The 12,181-nt window shown below is 58.7% G+C and carries 18 protein-coding genes, 2 tRNA genes and 1 pseudogene; all 21 read right to left on the bottom strand.

Annotated features, from left to right (window positions below; genetic code table 11):
* Positions 1-128: 128 nt before the first annotated feature.
* The 21 genes and pseudogenes from ACMV18_RS02820 to tldD all read right to left on the bottom strand — a co-directional run bounded on the left by ACMV18_RS02820 (position 129) and on the right by tldD (position 12,158).
* Positions 129-311 (bottom strand): helix-hairpin-helix domain-containing protein, encoded by a 183-nt coding sequence (locus tag ACMV18_RS02820; protein WP_420816608.1) that lies wholly within the window; start codon positions 309-311, stop codon positions 129-131.
* A 487-nt stretch (positions 312-798) separates the two neighbouring features.
* Positions 799-875, bottom strand: a tRNA-Met gene (locus ACMV18_RS02815).
* A gap of 85 nt (positions 876-960) precedes the next feature.
* Positions 961-1,037: transfer RNA gene (locus ACMV18_RS02810), tRNA-Met, on the bottom strand.
* Positions 1,038-1,144: 107 nt separating this feature from the next.
* Entirely contained in the window at positions 1,145-1,534 is a 390-nt protein-coding gene (gene rplQ / locus ACMV18_RS02805) for a 50S ribosomal protein L17 (protein WP_374256197.1), read from the bottom strand.
* Between the two features lie 87 nt (positions 1,535-1,621).
* Positions 1,622-2,611: pseudogene (locus tag ACMV18_RS02800) on the bottom strand (DNA-directed RNA polymerase subunit alpha).
* 139 nt (positions 2,612-2,750) lie between these two features.
* Positions 2,751-3,374 (bottom strand): 30S ribosomal protein S4, encoded by a 624-nt coding sequence (gene rpsD / locus ACMV18_RS02795; RefSeq protein ID WP_374256200.1) that lies wholly within the window; start codon positions 3,372-3,374, stop codon positions 2,751-2,753.
* Between the two features lie 276 nt (positions 3,375-3,650).
* Positions 3,651-4,055, bottom strand: a complete 405-nt coding sequence (gene rpsK / locus ACMV18_RS02790; protein WP_339582318.1) for a 30S ribosomal protein S11 — start codon at positions 4,053-4,055, stop codon at positions 3,651-3,653.
* A 29-nt stretch (positions 4,056-4,084) separates the two neighbouring features.
* Complete coding sequence (rpsM, locus tag ACMV18_RS02785) at positions 4,085-4,447, bottom strand: 30S ribosomal protein S13 (RefSeq protein ID WP_374256201.1); 363 nt, start codon at positions 4,445-4,447, stop codon at positions 4,085-4,087.
* Between the two features lie 41 nt (positions 4,448-4,488).
* Positions 4,489-4,602 (bottom strand): 50S ribosomal protein L36, encoded by a 114-nt coding sequence (rpmJ, locus tag ACMV18_RS02780; protein ID WP_035036301.1) that lies wholly within the window; start codon positions 4,600-4,602, stop codon positions 4,489-4,491.
* A 285-nt stretch (positions 4,603-4,887) separates the two neighbouring features.
* On the bottom strand, positions 4,888-6,198 hold the full coding sequence (gene secY, locus ACMV18_RS02775; RefSeq protein WP_374256202.1) for a preprotein translocase subunit SecY: 1,311 nt from the start codon (positions 6,196-6,198) through the stop codon (positions 4,888-4,890).
* A gap of 43 nt (positions 6,199-6,241) precedes the next feature.
* Positions 6,242-6,676, bottom strand: coding sequence for a 50S ribosomal protein L15 (gene rplO / locus ACMV18_RS02770; protein ID WP_374256203.1), 435 nt, complete (start codon positions 6,674-6,676; stop codon positions 6,242-6,244).
* 23 nt (positions 6,677-6,699) lie between these two features.
* Positions 6,700-6,882: a 50S ribosomal protein L30 gene (gene rpmD, locus ACMV18_RS02765; protein WP_374256204.1), complete on the bottom strand. Its 183-nt coding sequence runs from the start codon at positions 6,880-6,882 to the stop codon at positions 6,700-6,702.
* Between the two features lie 13 nt (positions 6,883-6,895).
* Positions 6,896-7,414 (bottom strand): 30S ribosomal protein S5, encoded by a 519-nt coding sequence (rpsE, locus tag ACMV18_RS02760; RefSeq protein ID WP_374256205.1) that lies wholly within the window; start codon positions 7,412-7,414, stop codon positions 6,896-6,898.
* Between the two features lie 18 nt (positions 7,415-7,432).
* Positions 7,433-7,795 (bottom strand): 50S ribosomal protein L18, encoded by a 363-nt coding sequence (rplR, locus tag ACMV18_RS02755; RefSeq protein ID WP_374256207.1) that lies wholly within the window; start codon positions 7,793-7,795, stop codon positions 7,433-7,435.
* Positions 7,796-7,809: 14 nt separating this feature from the next.
* Positions 7,810-8,343, bottom strand: coding sequence for a 50S ribosomal protein L6 (gene rplF / locus ACMV18_RS02750; protein ID WP_374256209.1), 534 nt, complete (start codon positions 8,341-8,343; stop codon positions 7,810-7,812).
* Positions 8,344-8,362: 19 nt separating this feature from the next.
* The gene (gene rpsH / locus ACMV18_RS02745; protein ID WP_374256210.1) at positions 8,363-8,758 is read right to left on the bottom strand and encodes a 30S ribosomal protein S8; all 396 of its coding nucleotides are present in this window, start codon (positions 8,756-8,758) and stop codon (positions 8,363-8,365) included.
* A gap of 30 nt (positions 8,759-8,788) precedes the next feature.
* On the bottom strand, positions 8,789-9,094 hold the full coding sequence (rpsN, locus tag ACMV18_RS02740) for a 30S ribosomal protein S14 (RefSeq protein ID WP_374256212.1): 306 nt from the start codon (positions 9,092-9,094) through the stop codon (positions 8,789-8,791).
* A gap of 8 nt (positions 9,095-9,102) precedes the next feature.
* Positions 9,103-9,654, bottom strand: coding sequence for a 50S ribosomal protein L5 (gene rplE, locus ACMV18_RS02735; protein ID WP_374256213.1), 552 nt, complete (start codon positions 9,652-9,654; stop codon positions 9,103-9,105).
* Positions 9,655-9,665: 11 nt separating this feature from the next.
* Complete coding sequence (rplX, locus tag ACMV18_RS02730) at positions 9,666-9,983, bottom strand: 50S ribosomal protein L24 (RefSeq protein ID WP_374256215.1); 318 nt, start codon at positions 9,981-9,983, stop codon at positions 9,666-9,668.
* A 30-nt stretch (positions 9,984-10,013) separates the two neighbouring features.
* On the bottom strand, positions 10,014-10,382 hold the full coding sequence (gene rplN / locus ACMV18_RS02725; RefSeq protein ID WP_119156770.1) for a 50S ribosomal protein L14: 369 nt from the start codon (positions 10,380-10,382) through the stop codon (positions 10,014-10,016).
* Positions 10,383-10,694: 312 nt separating this feature from the next.
* A complete protein-coding gene (tldD, locus tag ACMV18_RS02720) occupies positions 10,695-12,158 on the bottom strand; it encodes a metalloprotease TldD (RefSeq protein ID WP_420816592.1) in 1,464 nt (487 codons plus the stop codon).
* Between the last annotated feature and the right edge of the window lie 23 nt (positions 12,159-12,181).

Genomic DNA, 12,181 nt, shown 5'->3' with positions numbered 1-12,181 from the left:
CCTTTGGCTACGCAGCGCCCACAGCACGACCCGTGTGCGCCCCTCTAGGTTAGGCGATTTCCTTGCCAACGGAGATCCTTGCAGCACGGGCGACACGCACAAACGCATCGAAACACCCTGCGCGACGGTCATGCGCCATCAGAGCGGCCACGAGCAAGACGCGCTTTCCGCTCTGCTGTGTAGTGCCACCAAGGCCTGGCCTCGTCTCCCTGCATGAAGCACGTGACCGAGATGAGGGTGTCCAGCACACAAGGATCTTGCCGTAGCCCCGTGCCTCGATACGCGACACGACACCTCGTTTTAGCCGCGATAATGCGACGGTGCCATCTCTCGACGGCCTTCAGGAGCCTTACATGTCAAAGCCGCAAAAGCGTGCCGACCCGCTGGCGCAGAAGCCTGCTCACAGCGACACAGATCGTGCGGAAAAGGACTCTGCTCGCATTGGGCGCGACACACGTGGGTGGGTCGCCGCCAACAAGCGACCAGGTAAGACGTTTGAAGCCCGACGCAACCTGCCATCCGGCCCGCTGGGCGGCTCTGGACGCAAAACGAATATCTCGCGATCCTCCTAGGCTGCCGCGAGACCGTCATCCGATGATGTGATGTCAGCTTGAGGCTGGTAATGGCCGTTTGCGCTAGGGATTTCGTGCGACCGCTTTCGCTGCTAAGCAGATGTCCAAAAGCGACTACGCCCAAAGGTCATTCAGCGCCACATCCTCACCATCACTCGTCACAAACCTCGTCACGGTGACGAGGTAAAGAAAAAAGGCCCTCCAAAGGAGGGCCTTTTCATGGGCTTGGTTGCGGGGGCCGGATTTGAACCAACGACCTTCGGGTTATGAGCCCGACGAGCTACCAGACTGCTCCACCCCGCGCCAGATGCGGTGTCCGGAACCGATGTCGTCACATCGAGACCGGGTGGAAAAAGGTCAGCAAATAACCAACCATTTTCTCGAATTTTGGTTGCGGGGGCCGGATTTGAACCAACGACCTTCGGGTTATGAGCCCGACGAGCTACCAGACTGCTCCACCCCGCGACTGAGACTTAGATTATGGCACACAAACCAGCAATATTGCAAGCCTGTGTACATAAATAAAAAAGCCCGCTGACGCGGGCTCTTAGAAAACTGGAAAAGCTTCCAGCTTATTCAGCAGCGGCTTCGACAGCAGCCTCTTCCGTGCGCTCAACCAGTTCCATGTAAGCCATGGGAGCGTTGTCACCAACGCGGAAACCCATCTTCAGGATGCGGGTGTAGCCGCCAGGACGCTTGGCGAAGCGGGGGCCCAGCACGTTGAACAGCTTGACCACGTTGTCGCGGTTACGCAGGCGATCGAAAGCCAGACGCTTGTTGGCAACCGTTGGTTCCTTGGCCAGGGTGATCAGCGGCTCGACAACGCGGCGCAGTTCCTTAGCCTTGGGGACGGTGGTCTTGATGGCTTCGTGCTCAATCAGCGAGTTCGCCATGTTGCGCAGCATTGCAGCGCGGTGAGCAGAAGTACGATTCAGTTTACGGAGACCGTTTCCGTGACGCATGGTGCTAGTCCTTTCTTTATTTAACCGACGGCCGGATAAAGGTACCGCCGGGTGCACCGCGTGGCCTCAAGGGCCACGCACTCAAAATTAACGCTTGTCCAGACCTTGCGGTGGCCATGCTTCCAGGCGCGAGCCCAGAGCCAGACCACGAGAAGCCAGCACTTCCTTGATTTCGTTGAGCGACTTACGACCCAGGTTCGGGGTCTTCAGCAACTCGGTCTCGGTGCGCTGGATCAGATCGCCGATGTAGTAGATGTTCTAGGCATTCAGGCAGTTCGCAGAGCGAACTGTGCGTTCGAGCTCATCCACTGGACGCAGCAGGATCGGATCGAAGTTCTGGGCAGACTTGCTCGGCGCCTCGCCGAAAGCCGCGATTTCGCTGCCTTCCAGTTGCGCGAACACAGCCAGCTGCTCGACCAGGATCTTGGCCGACGCACGGATCGCTTCCTCGGGCGAAATAGCGCCGTTGGTCTCGATTTCCATGACCAGCTTGTCCAGATCGGTACGCTGCTCAACGCGCGCGCTCTCAACCGTGTAGCTCACGCGGCGCACGGGCGAGAAAGAAGCGTCCAGAACGATGCGACCAATGGCCTTGCTCGACTCTTCGCCATAACGACGAATGTTGCCGGGCACATAACCACGACCCTTTTCGATCTTGATCTGCATATCCAGCTTGCCGCCTTGCGACAGGTGGGCGATCACGTGACCGGGGTTGACGATCTCGACATCGTGAGGAGTCTGAATGTCGGCTGCCGTAACGGGGCCTTCACCATCCTTACGGAGAACCAGCGTCACTTCGTCGCGGTTATGCAGACGGAACACGACGCCCTTCAGGTTCAACATGATGTGAACCACGTCCTCTTGCACGCCGTCGATCGACGAGTATTCGTGCAACACGCCAGCGATCGTGACTTCAGTAGGTGCGAAACCGACCATCGACGAGAGCAGCACGCGACGCAGTGCGTTGCCCAAGGTATGACCATAGCCACGCTCGAAAGGCTCGAGCGTAACCTTGGCGCGGTGACCGCCGAGCGGTTCCACCTGGATGGCTTTGGGTTTCAGCAAATTCGTTTGCATGAGGTCTTCCTGTCAATACCCTCGGCTCGTTACACCGATAAGGCTGCTGGACCAACCGGAGCGAATGCCCCGGCCCTTGAGTACAAATGCAGCAAACCGAGCTGCCAGCAACCTTGCAGGCAAACTCGGTCACGCAACATTAACGAGAATACAGTTCGACGATCAGCGATTCGTTGATGTCGGAACCAAACTCATCGCGGTCAGGCGACTTCTTGAAGACGCCTTCCAGCTTGGCGCCGTCAACTTGAACCCAACCTGGCAGACCGATGGACTCGGCCAGCTTGAATGCTTCTTGAACGCGAACTTGCTTCTTGGCCTTTTCACGGACGGCAACGGTGTCGCCCGACTTCACCAGGAAGGAAGGGATGTTCACCACTTGACCGTTCACCACGATACCCTTGTGGCCGACCAGCTGACGAGCTTCGGCGCGGGTAGAGGCAAAGCCCATGCGGTAAACGACGTTGTCCAGACGGGACTCGAGCAGACCCAGCAGGTTTGCACCGGTGCTGCCCTTGCGACGCTCGGCTTCAGCGAAGTAACGACGGAATTGCTTTTCCAGCACGCCGTACATGCGCTTGACCTTCTGCTTTTCACGCAGTTGCAGACCGAAGTCAGAGGTGCGCGAGCCGGAGGTGCGGCCGTGTTGGCCAGGCTTGGTGTCAAACTTAGCCTTGTCGCTGATGGGGCGACGGGCGCTCTTCAGGAAAAGGTCGGTGCCTTCGCGGCGGGCCAGTTTGGCCTTAGGTCCGAGGTAACGTGCCACTTTCGTGTCCTTGAGTTATCTAACGTCAGCAAATGGCTAACGCGAGTCTGCCGCGAGAACGCGCAGACGGTGGGCTTCAAATAACGGCAAACGCGACGAGCCAACAGGCCACGCCGCAACTACCGCAGAAAACTTGCCATTATAGCAAGCGCGGTTGCTCACTTGACAAACAAACAACTCATCTGTCATTGCGAAACAACAAAATCACCTCGCCCACCGCAAGCAGTGTACGCGAGGTGTGTGCCCGACCTGTGAAACAGGCCAGTCAAACGAGCATCAGATGCGACGACGCTTCTGAGGGCGGCAGCCGTTGTGAGGCACCGGCGTCACATCGGAGATCGATGCAATGCGGATACCCAACGAAGCCAGGGCGCGAACCGACGATTCACGACCAGGACCTGGGCCCTTGATCTCGACGTCGAGGTTCTTGATGCCTTGCTCTTGAGCAGCACGACCAGCCACTTCGGCAGCGACCTGAGCAGCGAAGGGAGTCGACTTACGCGAACCCTTGAAGCCCTGACCACCCGACGAAGCCCACGACAGCGCGTTGCCTTGACGGTCAGTGATGGTGATGATCGTGTTGTTGAACGAAGCGTGCACGTGGGCAATACCGTCAGCAATGTTCTTGCGGACCTTCTTGCTAACACGACGGGCAGCGCTGTTCGCAGGTGCTTTAGCCATATTAATTTCTCTCAGTCAAAGACGCCTGATCACTTCTTGCCGGCGATCGCCTTGCGCGGACCCTTACGGGTACGAGCATTCGTGCGAGTGCGCTGACCGCGCAGCGGCAGGCCGCGACGGTGACGGAAGCCGCGATAGCAGCCCAAGTCCATCAGTCGCTTGATGTTCATCGTGGTTTCGCGACGCAGGTCACCTTCAATGGTGAGCTTCGCCACTTCATCACGAATCTTTTCCAGGTCGCCGTCGGTCAGGTCCTTCACTTTCTTGTCGAAAGCAATACCTGCAGCCGAGCAGATTTTCTGCGCGGTTGTGCGACCAATGCCGTAGATCGAAGTCAGACCGATTTCGGTATGCTTGTGCGGCGGAATGTTGATGCCAGCAATACGTGCCATAACTGTCCTCTGAACGCGTGTGTCGTCGCCGGGTCAGGCGATCAGCCTTGACGCTGCTTGTGACGTGGGTCGGTGCAGATCACGCGAACCACGCCCTTGCGGCGAATGATTTTGCAATTACGGCACATCTTCTTGACGGATGCCGAGACTTTCATGGTCTTCTCCTGAACCGTTGACTACACAACGGAAAATCGCCCACGTTTCCGGGGTTCACCAAAACTTCAGCTCACTTCGCCCGGAACGCGATGCGAGCACGACTCAAATCGATCGGCATGCGTATGCAGACACCCATTCACCCGGGGAAAAGCGGGATTGTAATACAACTACCCGCCCACGGGAAGGGGCTGACCTGCAGGCCGTGTCAAACTGATTACATCTGGCCGCAATGACCAGCCTGATCAACCTGGCTCACAGCAAGCTGGAGCCGGATCGAACGAACATCAGTTCGACTTGAAATTCGCCTTCTTCAGCAGTGAGTCATACTGCTGAGACATGACGTAGGACTGAACTTGTGCCCAGAAGTCCATCGTGACGACCACGATGATGAGCAGCGAAGTCCCGCCGAAATAAAACGGTACGTTGTACTTGAGCACGAGGAACTCGGGCAACAGGCACACCGCGGTGATGTACACGGCACCAACCAAAGTGAGGCGGGCCAAAATCTTGTCAATATAGCGCGCGGTTTGATCGCCGGGACGGATACCGGGAACGAACGCACCGCTCTTCTTCAAGTTGTCTGCGGTCTCACGGCTGTTGAACACCAGCGCCGTGTAGAAGAAGCAGAAGAATACGATGGCAACCGAGTACAGAATCACGTAGATCGGTTGACCTGGCGACAACATGCCGGCGATGTCCTTCAGCCAACGCATGCTGTCACCCGTTGCAAACCAACCCACAGCGGTGGTCGGCAACAGAATGATCGACGACGCAAAGATCGGGGGGATGACGCCAGCCATGTTGATCTTCAAAGGCAGGTGCGAAGATTGACCACCGTACACACGGTTACCAACCTGACGCTTGGCGTAGTTCACCAGAATCTTGCGCTGACCGCGCTCCACGAACACGACCAGATAGGTCACCACACCGATCAGGGCCACGATGAAAATCGCAGCGGGAATCGACATGGCACCAGTGCGGATCAGCTCGAACAAGCCACCCAGAGCAGAGGGCAGACCTGCAGCGATACCGCCAAAGATCAGAATCGAAATACCGTTACCCAGGCCGCGCTCGGTGATTTGCTCACCCAACCACATCAGGAACATCGTGCCAGCCGTCAGGCTGATCACGGTGGTGATGCGAAAGCCGAAACCAGGATTGATCACCAGACCCGCGGTACCTTCCAATGCCACGGCAATGCCGAACGACTGGAACAGGGCCAAGCCCACGGTGCCATAACGCGTGTACTGCGTGATCTTGCGACGCCCTGCTTCGCCCTCTTTCTTGAGCGCTTCCAGCGAAGGCAACACATAGCCCATCATCTGCATGATGATGGACGCAGAAATGTAGGGCATGATGCCCAGCGCAAACACGGTGAAGCGCGACAACGCCCCGCCAGAGAACATGTTGAACAGGCTCAGAATGCCGCCTTGCTGGCCCTTGAACAACTGCTGCAGCTGCGTCGGATCGATACCAGGCACAGGAATGTGTGCGCCAATACGATAGACGACCAGCGCCAGGAGCAGGAAAACCAAGCGACGCTGAAGGTCGCCATATTTTCCGCTTTGAGCCAGTTGAGAGGGAGAAGTAGCCACGCTGAGTCCTGTTCAGTCTGACGTTCTTGCTTGCGCGTCTGGCTTATTCAGCCAGAGAGCCGCCGGCGGCTTCGATGGCAGCCTTGGCACCAGCGGTTGCGCCGATACCCTTCAGGACCACCTTCGAGGTCAGTTCACCCGACTTGATCACCTTGACAACCTTGGCGATCTGAGGGATCAGGCCAGCTTGCTTCAGAGTGATCACGTCGACTTCCGTTGCACCCAGAGCTTGCAGTTCGCCCAGAGTGATCTCGGCGTTGAACTTCAGCAGGTGAGACTTGAAGCCGCGCTTGGGCAGACGGCGTTGCAGAGGCATTTGACCGCCTTCAAAGCCGACTTTGTGGTAGCCGCCCGAACGCGACTTCTGACCCTTGTGACCGCGACCTGCGGTCTTGCCCAGGCCGGAGCCGATGCCACGACCCACGCGACGCTTAGCGTGCTTGGCGCCAGAGGCAGGCTTGATGCTATTGAGTTCCATGGTATTCCCCATTAGTCAGGCGCTTACAGCACCTCGACCATGTAGCGGACCTTGTTGATCATGCCGCGGACTGCAGGCGTGTCTTCCAGAACAGCAGTGCTGTTCAGGCGACGCAGGCCCAGGCCCTTCACGGTGGCGCGGTGATCAGCCTTGGTGCCGATCACGCTGCGAACCAACTTGACGGTGACGGTTTTCTTTTCGCTCATGCTCATCTCCCGATCAGTTGAAGATGTCTTCAACAGTCAGACCGCGCTTGGCAGCGACTTCGGCAGGCGTCGTCGACTTGCGCAGGGCGTCGAACGTGGCGCGAACCATGTTGTAAGGGTTCGACGAACCGAGGCTCTTGGCCACGATGTCGGTGATACCCATCACTTCGAACACAGCACGCATTGGGCCGCCGGCGATGATACCGGTACCAGCAGGTGCAGGTGCCAGCAGAACCTTGGCTGCGCCGTGCTCACCAGTCACGTTGTGATGAACGGTACCGTTCTTCAGCGAGACCTTCAGCATGTTGCGGCGAGCTTGGTCCATGGCCTTTTGCACAGCCAGAGGCACTTCGCGAGCCTTACCCTTGCCCATGCCGATGCGGCCATCGCCGTCACCAACCACGGTCAGGGCTGCGAAACCCATGATCCGACCGCCCTTGACCACTTTGGTCACGCGGTTCACCTGGATCATCTTTTCGCGCAGACCGTCGTCGCGACCTTCGTCTGCTACTTTGGGTTGAAACTTAGCCATTTGAAATTCCTTCCCGGCTTAGAACTGCAGACCGGCTTCACGCGCGGCGTCAGCCAGAGCCTTGATACGACCGTGGTACTGGTAACCAGCGCGGTCGAAAGCGACCTTCTCGACGCCAGCAGCCTTCGCCTTCTCAGCGATGCGCTTGCCGATCAGGGTGGCAGCTGCCACGTTGCCACCAGCTTTTTCCAGCTGGTCGCGAACTTCCTTCTCGGCGGTCGAAGCGGTAGCCAAAACCTTGGTGCCGTCGCCAGAAATGACGCTGGCGTAAATGTGCAGGTTCGAACGGGTAACCGTCAGACGCACGGCGCCTTGCAGAGCGATACGGGCACGGGTTTGACGTGCACGACGCAGGCGCTGTTCCTTCTTGCTCAATGCCATGATGAATCAGCTCCTTACTTCTTCTTGGTCTCTTTCAGGACCACGCGCTCGTCGGCATAACGAATGCCCTTGCCCTTGTAAGGCTCAGGCGGACGGAATGCGCGCACTTCAGCGGCGATCTGACCAACGACTTGACGGTCAGCACCCTTGATCAGGATTTCAGTTTGAGACGGGGTCTCAACCTTGATGCCGGCAGGCATTTCCTTCTCGACGGGGTGCGAGAAACCGATTTGCAGGTTCAGCTTCTGACCTTGGGCTTGGGCACGGAAGCCCACGCCAACCAGGGTCAGCTTCTTCTCGAAGCCCTTGGACACACCGTTGACGGTGTTGGCCAGCAGAGCGCGGAAGGTGCCGGACATGGCATTGGCTTCTGCGGATTCGTTAGCTGGGGCCACCTTCAGGGTGCCGGCTTCGTTAGAAACCGTCACCAGGCTGTTGGCCGGCAGGCTCAGGGAACCGAGGCCACCCTTGACGGTGATGGCTTCGGCAGTGATCGTGACGTCCACACCTTGAGGGACGGCGATCGGCATTTTTCCAACGCGGGACATTGCGATTGCTCCTCAAGTATTAGGCGACGTAGCAGAGCACTTCGCCACCGATACCGGCAGCGCGGGCCTTGCGATCAGTCATCACGCCCTGTGGGGTGGTCACGATAGCGACGCCCAAGCCATTCATGACTTGAGGGATGTCGTGACGGCCCTTGTAGATGCGCAGACCAGGGCGAGATACACGCTCGATGCGCTCGATAACCGGGCGACCTGCGTAGTACTTCAACGAAATTTCCAGTTGGGGCTTTGCAGCCTCACCGGTGACGGCGAAACCGTCGATGTAGCCTTCGTCCTTCAGGACCTGGGCAATCGCGACTTTCAGCTTGGACGACGGCAGTGCAACGCTGGTCTTGTTAACCAGTTGTGCGTTGCGAATGCGTGTCAGCATGTCGGCGATGGGATCACTCATGCTCATGGGAAAACTCCTGTTCGTGCCCTGCTGGGATTACCAGCTCGCCTTGGTGACACCGGGGATGTCGCCAGCGAAAGCCAATTCACGGATCTTGGTACGACCCAGACCAAATTGGCGGAACGTGCCACGGGGACGACCGGTCAGGTTGCAGCGTGCGCGCAGACGGGTCGGGTTGGCGTTGCGAGGCAGCTTTTGCAGCTCAAGACGGGCGGCGTAACGCTCTTCTTCCGACTTCTTGGCGTCATCGATGATGGCCTTGAGTTCGGCGTACTTAGCGGCGTACTTGGCAACCAGCTTTTCGCGCTTTTCTTCGCGTTGCTTCAGAGAGACTTTTGCCACGATGCACCTCAGTTCTTGAACGGGAACTTGAAAGCAGCCAGGAGAGCCTTGGCTTCTTCGTCAGTCTTGGCCGTCGTGGTGATGCTGATGTTCATACCACGGATGGCGTCGATCTTGTCGTACTCGATTTCCGGGAAGATGATCTGTTCTTTGACGCCAACGTTGTAGTTGCCGCGACCGTCGAACGAGCGACCATTGATACCGCGGAAGTCACGGACGCGAGGCAGCGACACGGTGACGAAGCGGTCCAGGAATTCATACATGGTGACGCCACGCAGAGTGACCATGCAGCCGATAGGCATGTTTTCGCGGATCTTGAAACCAGCGATAGCCTTACGGGACATGGTGATCACGGGCTTTTGGCCAGCGATCTTGGTCAGGTCGCCAACGGCGTGGTCCATGACCTTCTTGTCCGACACGGCTTCCGACACACCCATGTTCAGGGTGATCTTGGTCAGACGCGGCACTTCCATGATCGACTTGTAACCGAACTGCTTCATCAGTTCGGGAACGATCTTTTCACGGTAGATCTGTTGCAGGCGAGCTTGTTGTTGAGCCATTTGCTACCTCGTCAAGCCTTGATTTCTTCGCCGCTGGACTTGAAGACGCGCACTTTCTTGCCGTCATCCAGGAGCTTGATGCCGACGCGGTCAGCCTTGCCAGAAGCAGGGTTGAAAATCGCCACGTTGGACTGATGGATAGGCATGGTCTTGTCGACGATGCCGCCGGTGGTGCCCTTCAGCGGATTGGGACGCACGTGTTTCTTGACCACGTTCACGCCATCAACCAGCAGATGGTCGGCATCAACGCGAGCAGCCACAGTGCCGCGCTTGCCTTTGTCACGACCAGTCAGAACGATGACTTGGTCGCCAGTCTTGAGCTTGTTCATAAAAGCTGTCCTTTGCGTTGCGCCGAGGGATTACAGAACCTCGGGGGCCAGCGACACAATCTTCATGAAGCGCTCGGAACGCAGTTCACGCGTCACGGGGCCGAAGATACGAGTGCCGATAGGCTCCAGCTTGTTGTTCAGCAGCACAGCGGCGTTGCCATCAAACTTCACCAGGGAACCGTCTTGACGACGAACGCCCTTGGCGGTGCGGACGACCACAGCGCTGTAGACTTCGCCCTTCTTGACGCGGCCACGAGGTGCAGCTTCTTTGATGCTCACCTTGATGATGTCGCCAATACCGGCGTAACGACGCTTTGAGCCACCGAGCACCTTGATGCACATGACGCTCTTAGCACCCGTGTTGTCAGCGACATCAAGTCGCGATTGCATTTGGATCATGGTGTACCCCAACTTGGCCCGGCCGGCTGCGCAAACCACTGCACAACAACGGACGGTCAGTCTTGGGCCCGTAGAACGGGCGGATCTGAACAAACAACCGACTTTGAGAATCCTGCCGCAGCGTTTTGCAGTTTGAGTCCTACGAAACGAGGGTTTTCAGGCCAAAGCCAACCGCTTGAACAGCGAAGCCTTGCATTATGCATGAGCCCGGGACCCGTGGTCAAGTACCCGGTGCAAAAAAATGCAAGAGCGAAATACGAGGCGCCGAAGCACCCCAGCGGAGAGAAACAAGTGGGCGCCGAAACGCGGGGATCAGGCCGTGCCGCCGACGGTCAGGCCGTCGATCCGCAGCGTGGGTTGCCCCACCCCAACGGGCACGCTTTGACCATCCTTGCCACAGGTACCGACGCCTGGGTCAAGGGCCAGATCGTTACCGATCATGCTGACGCGGGTCATGGCGTCCGGGCCGTTGCCGATCAAGGTTGCGCCCTTGACCGGATATTGGATTTTACCCTTTTCGACCCAATACGCCTCGGAGGCCGAGAACACGCACTTGCCCGAGGTGATGTCGACCTGGCCACCGCCAAAGTTGACGGCATACAGGCCGCGGTCGATCGACGCCACGATTTCCTGTGGGTCTTTGTCGCCGGCCAGCATGTAGGTGTTGGTCATCCGCGGCATGGGCAGGTGCGCGTAGCTTTCACGACGACCGTTGCCCGTGGGCGCGGTTTTCATGAGGCGGGCGTTGGTGGCGTCTTGCATGTAACCACGCAAGATGCCGTCTTCAATCAGCACGGTGCGTTGGGTGACATGCCCCTCATCATCGATGTTGAGGGAGCCGCGGCGGTCAGGCAAGGTGCCATCGTCCAGCACGGTGACGCCTTTGGCGGCCACGCGCTGCCCCACCCGGCCCGAGAAGACGCTGGAACGCTTGCGGTTGAAGTCCCCCTCCAGGCCGTGCCCCACGGCTTCGTGCAGCAGGATGCCGGGCCAGCCATTACCCAGCACGACGGTCATTTCGCCAGCGGGCGCGGGGCGCGCTTCCAGGTTCACCAAGGCCGAGTGAACGGCTTGATCCACATAGCCTTGCGTGACGTCCTGCGTGAAGTAGGCGAGGTCGTAGCGCCCACCGCCGCCGGACGAACCGACTTCACGGCGACCGTTTTGCTCGGCAATGACGGTGACCGACAAGCGGATGAGCGGGCGAACGTCGGCCGCGAGGGTGCCGTCAGCCCGAGCGACCATCACGACGTCGTATTCGCAGCCCAGGCCTGCCATGACCTGCACCACGCGGGGGTCTTTGGCGCGAGCGCGGCGCTCCACGTCCTCCAGCAGGGCGACTTTGGCCGTGCTGTCGAGCGAGGCAATGGGGTCGAACGAGGGGTAGAGGGTGCGACTGGGGGCGATGCGATGCTCGGCGCCCACGCGCACGCGGCGGCTTTGGCCGGCTGCCGCGATGGTGCGCACCGTGCGTGCCGCGTCGAGCAAGGCCGCTTCGGAGATGTCGTCGGAGTACGCGAAAGCCGTCTTTTCACCGGACACCGCGCGCACGCCCACCCCTTGGTCGATGCCAAAGCTGCCGGACTTGACGATACCCTCTTCCAGGCTCCACCCTTCGCTGCGGGTGTACTGGAAGTAGAGGTCTGCGTCATCTACCCGGTGTTCGGTGATGAGCTTCAGGGCTTTGAGCAGGGTGGTCTCGTCCAACTGATACGGCGCGAGCAACAACTCGCGGGCGGTCTGGAGGCGGGCAATGGTGGCGTCAACAGCGATCATGTCTGCATTGTAGGCAAGGAGCG

The organism is Aquabacterium sp. (assembly GCF_048860245.1).
GTDB lineage: Bacteria > Pseudomonadota > Gammaproteobacteria > Burkholderiales > Burkholderiaceae_C > Aquabacterium.
The sequence above is the reverse complement of the archived record's forward strand: the minus strand, read 5'-3'. Positions and strand labels throughout refer to the sequence as shown.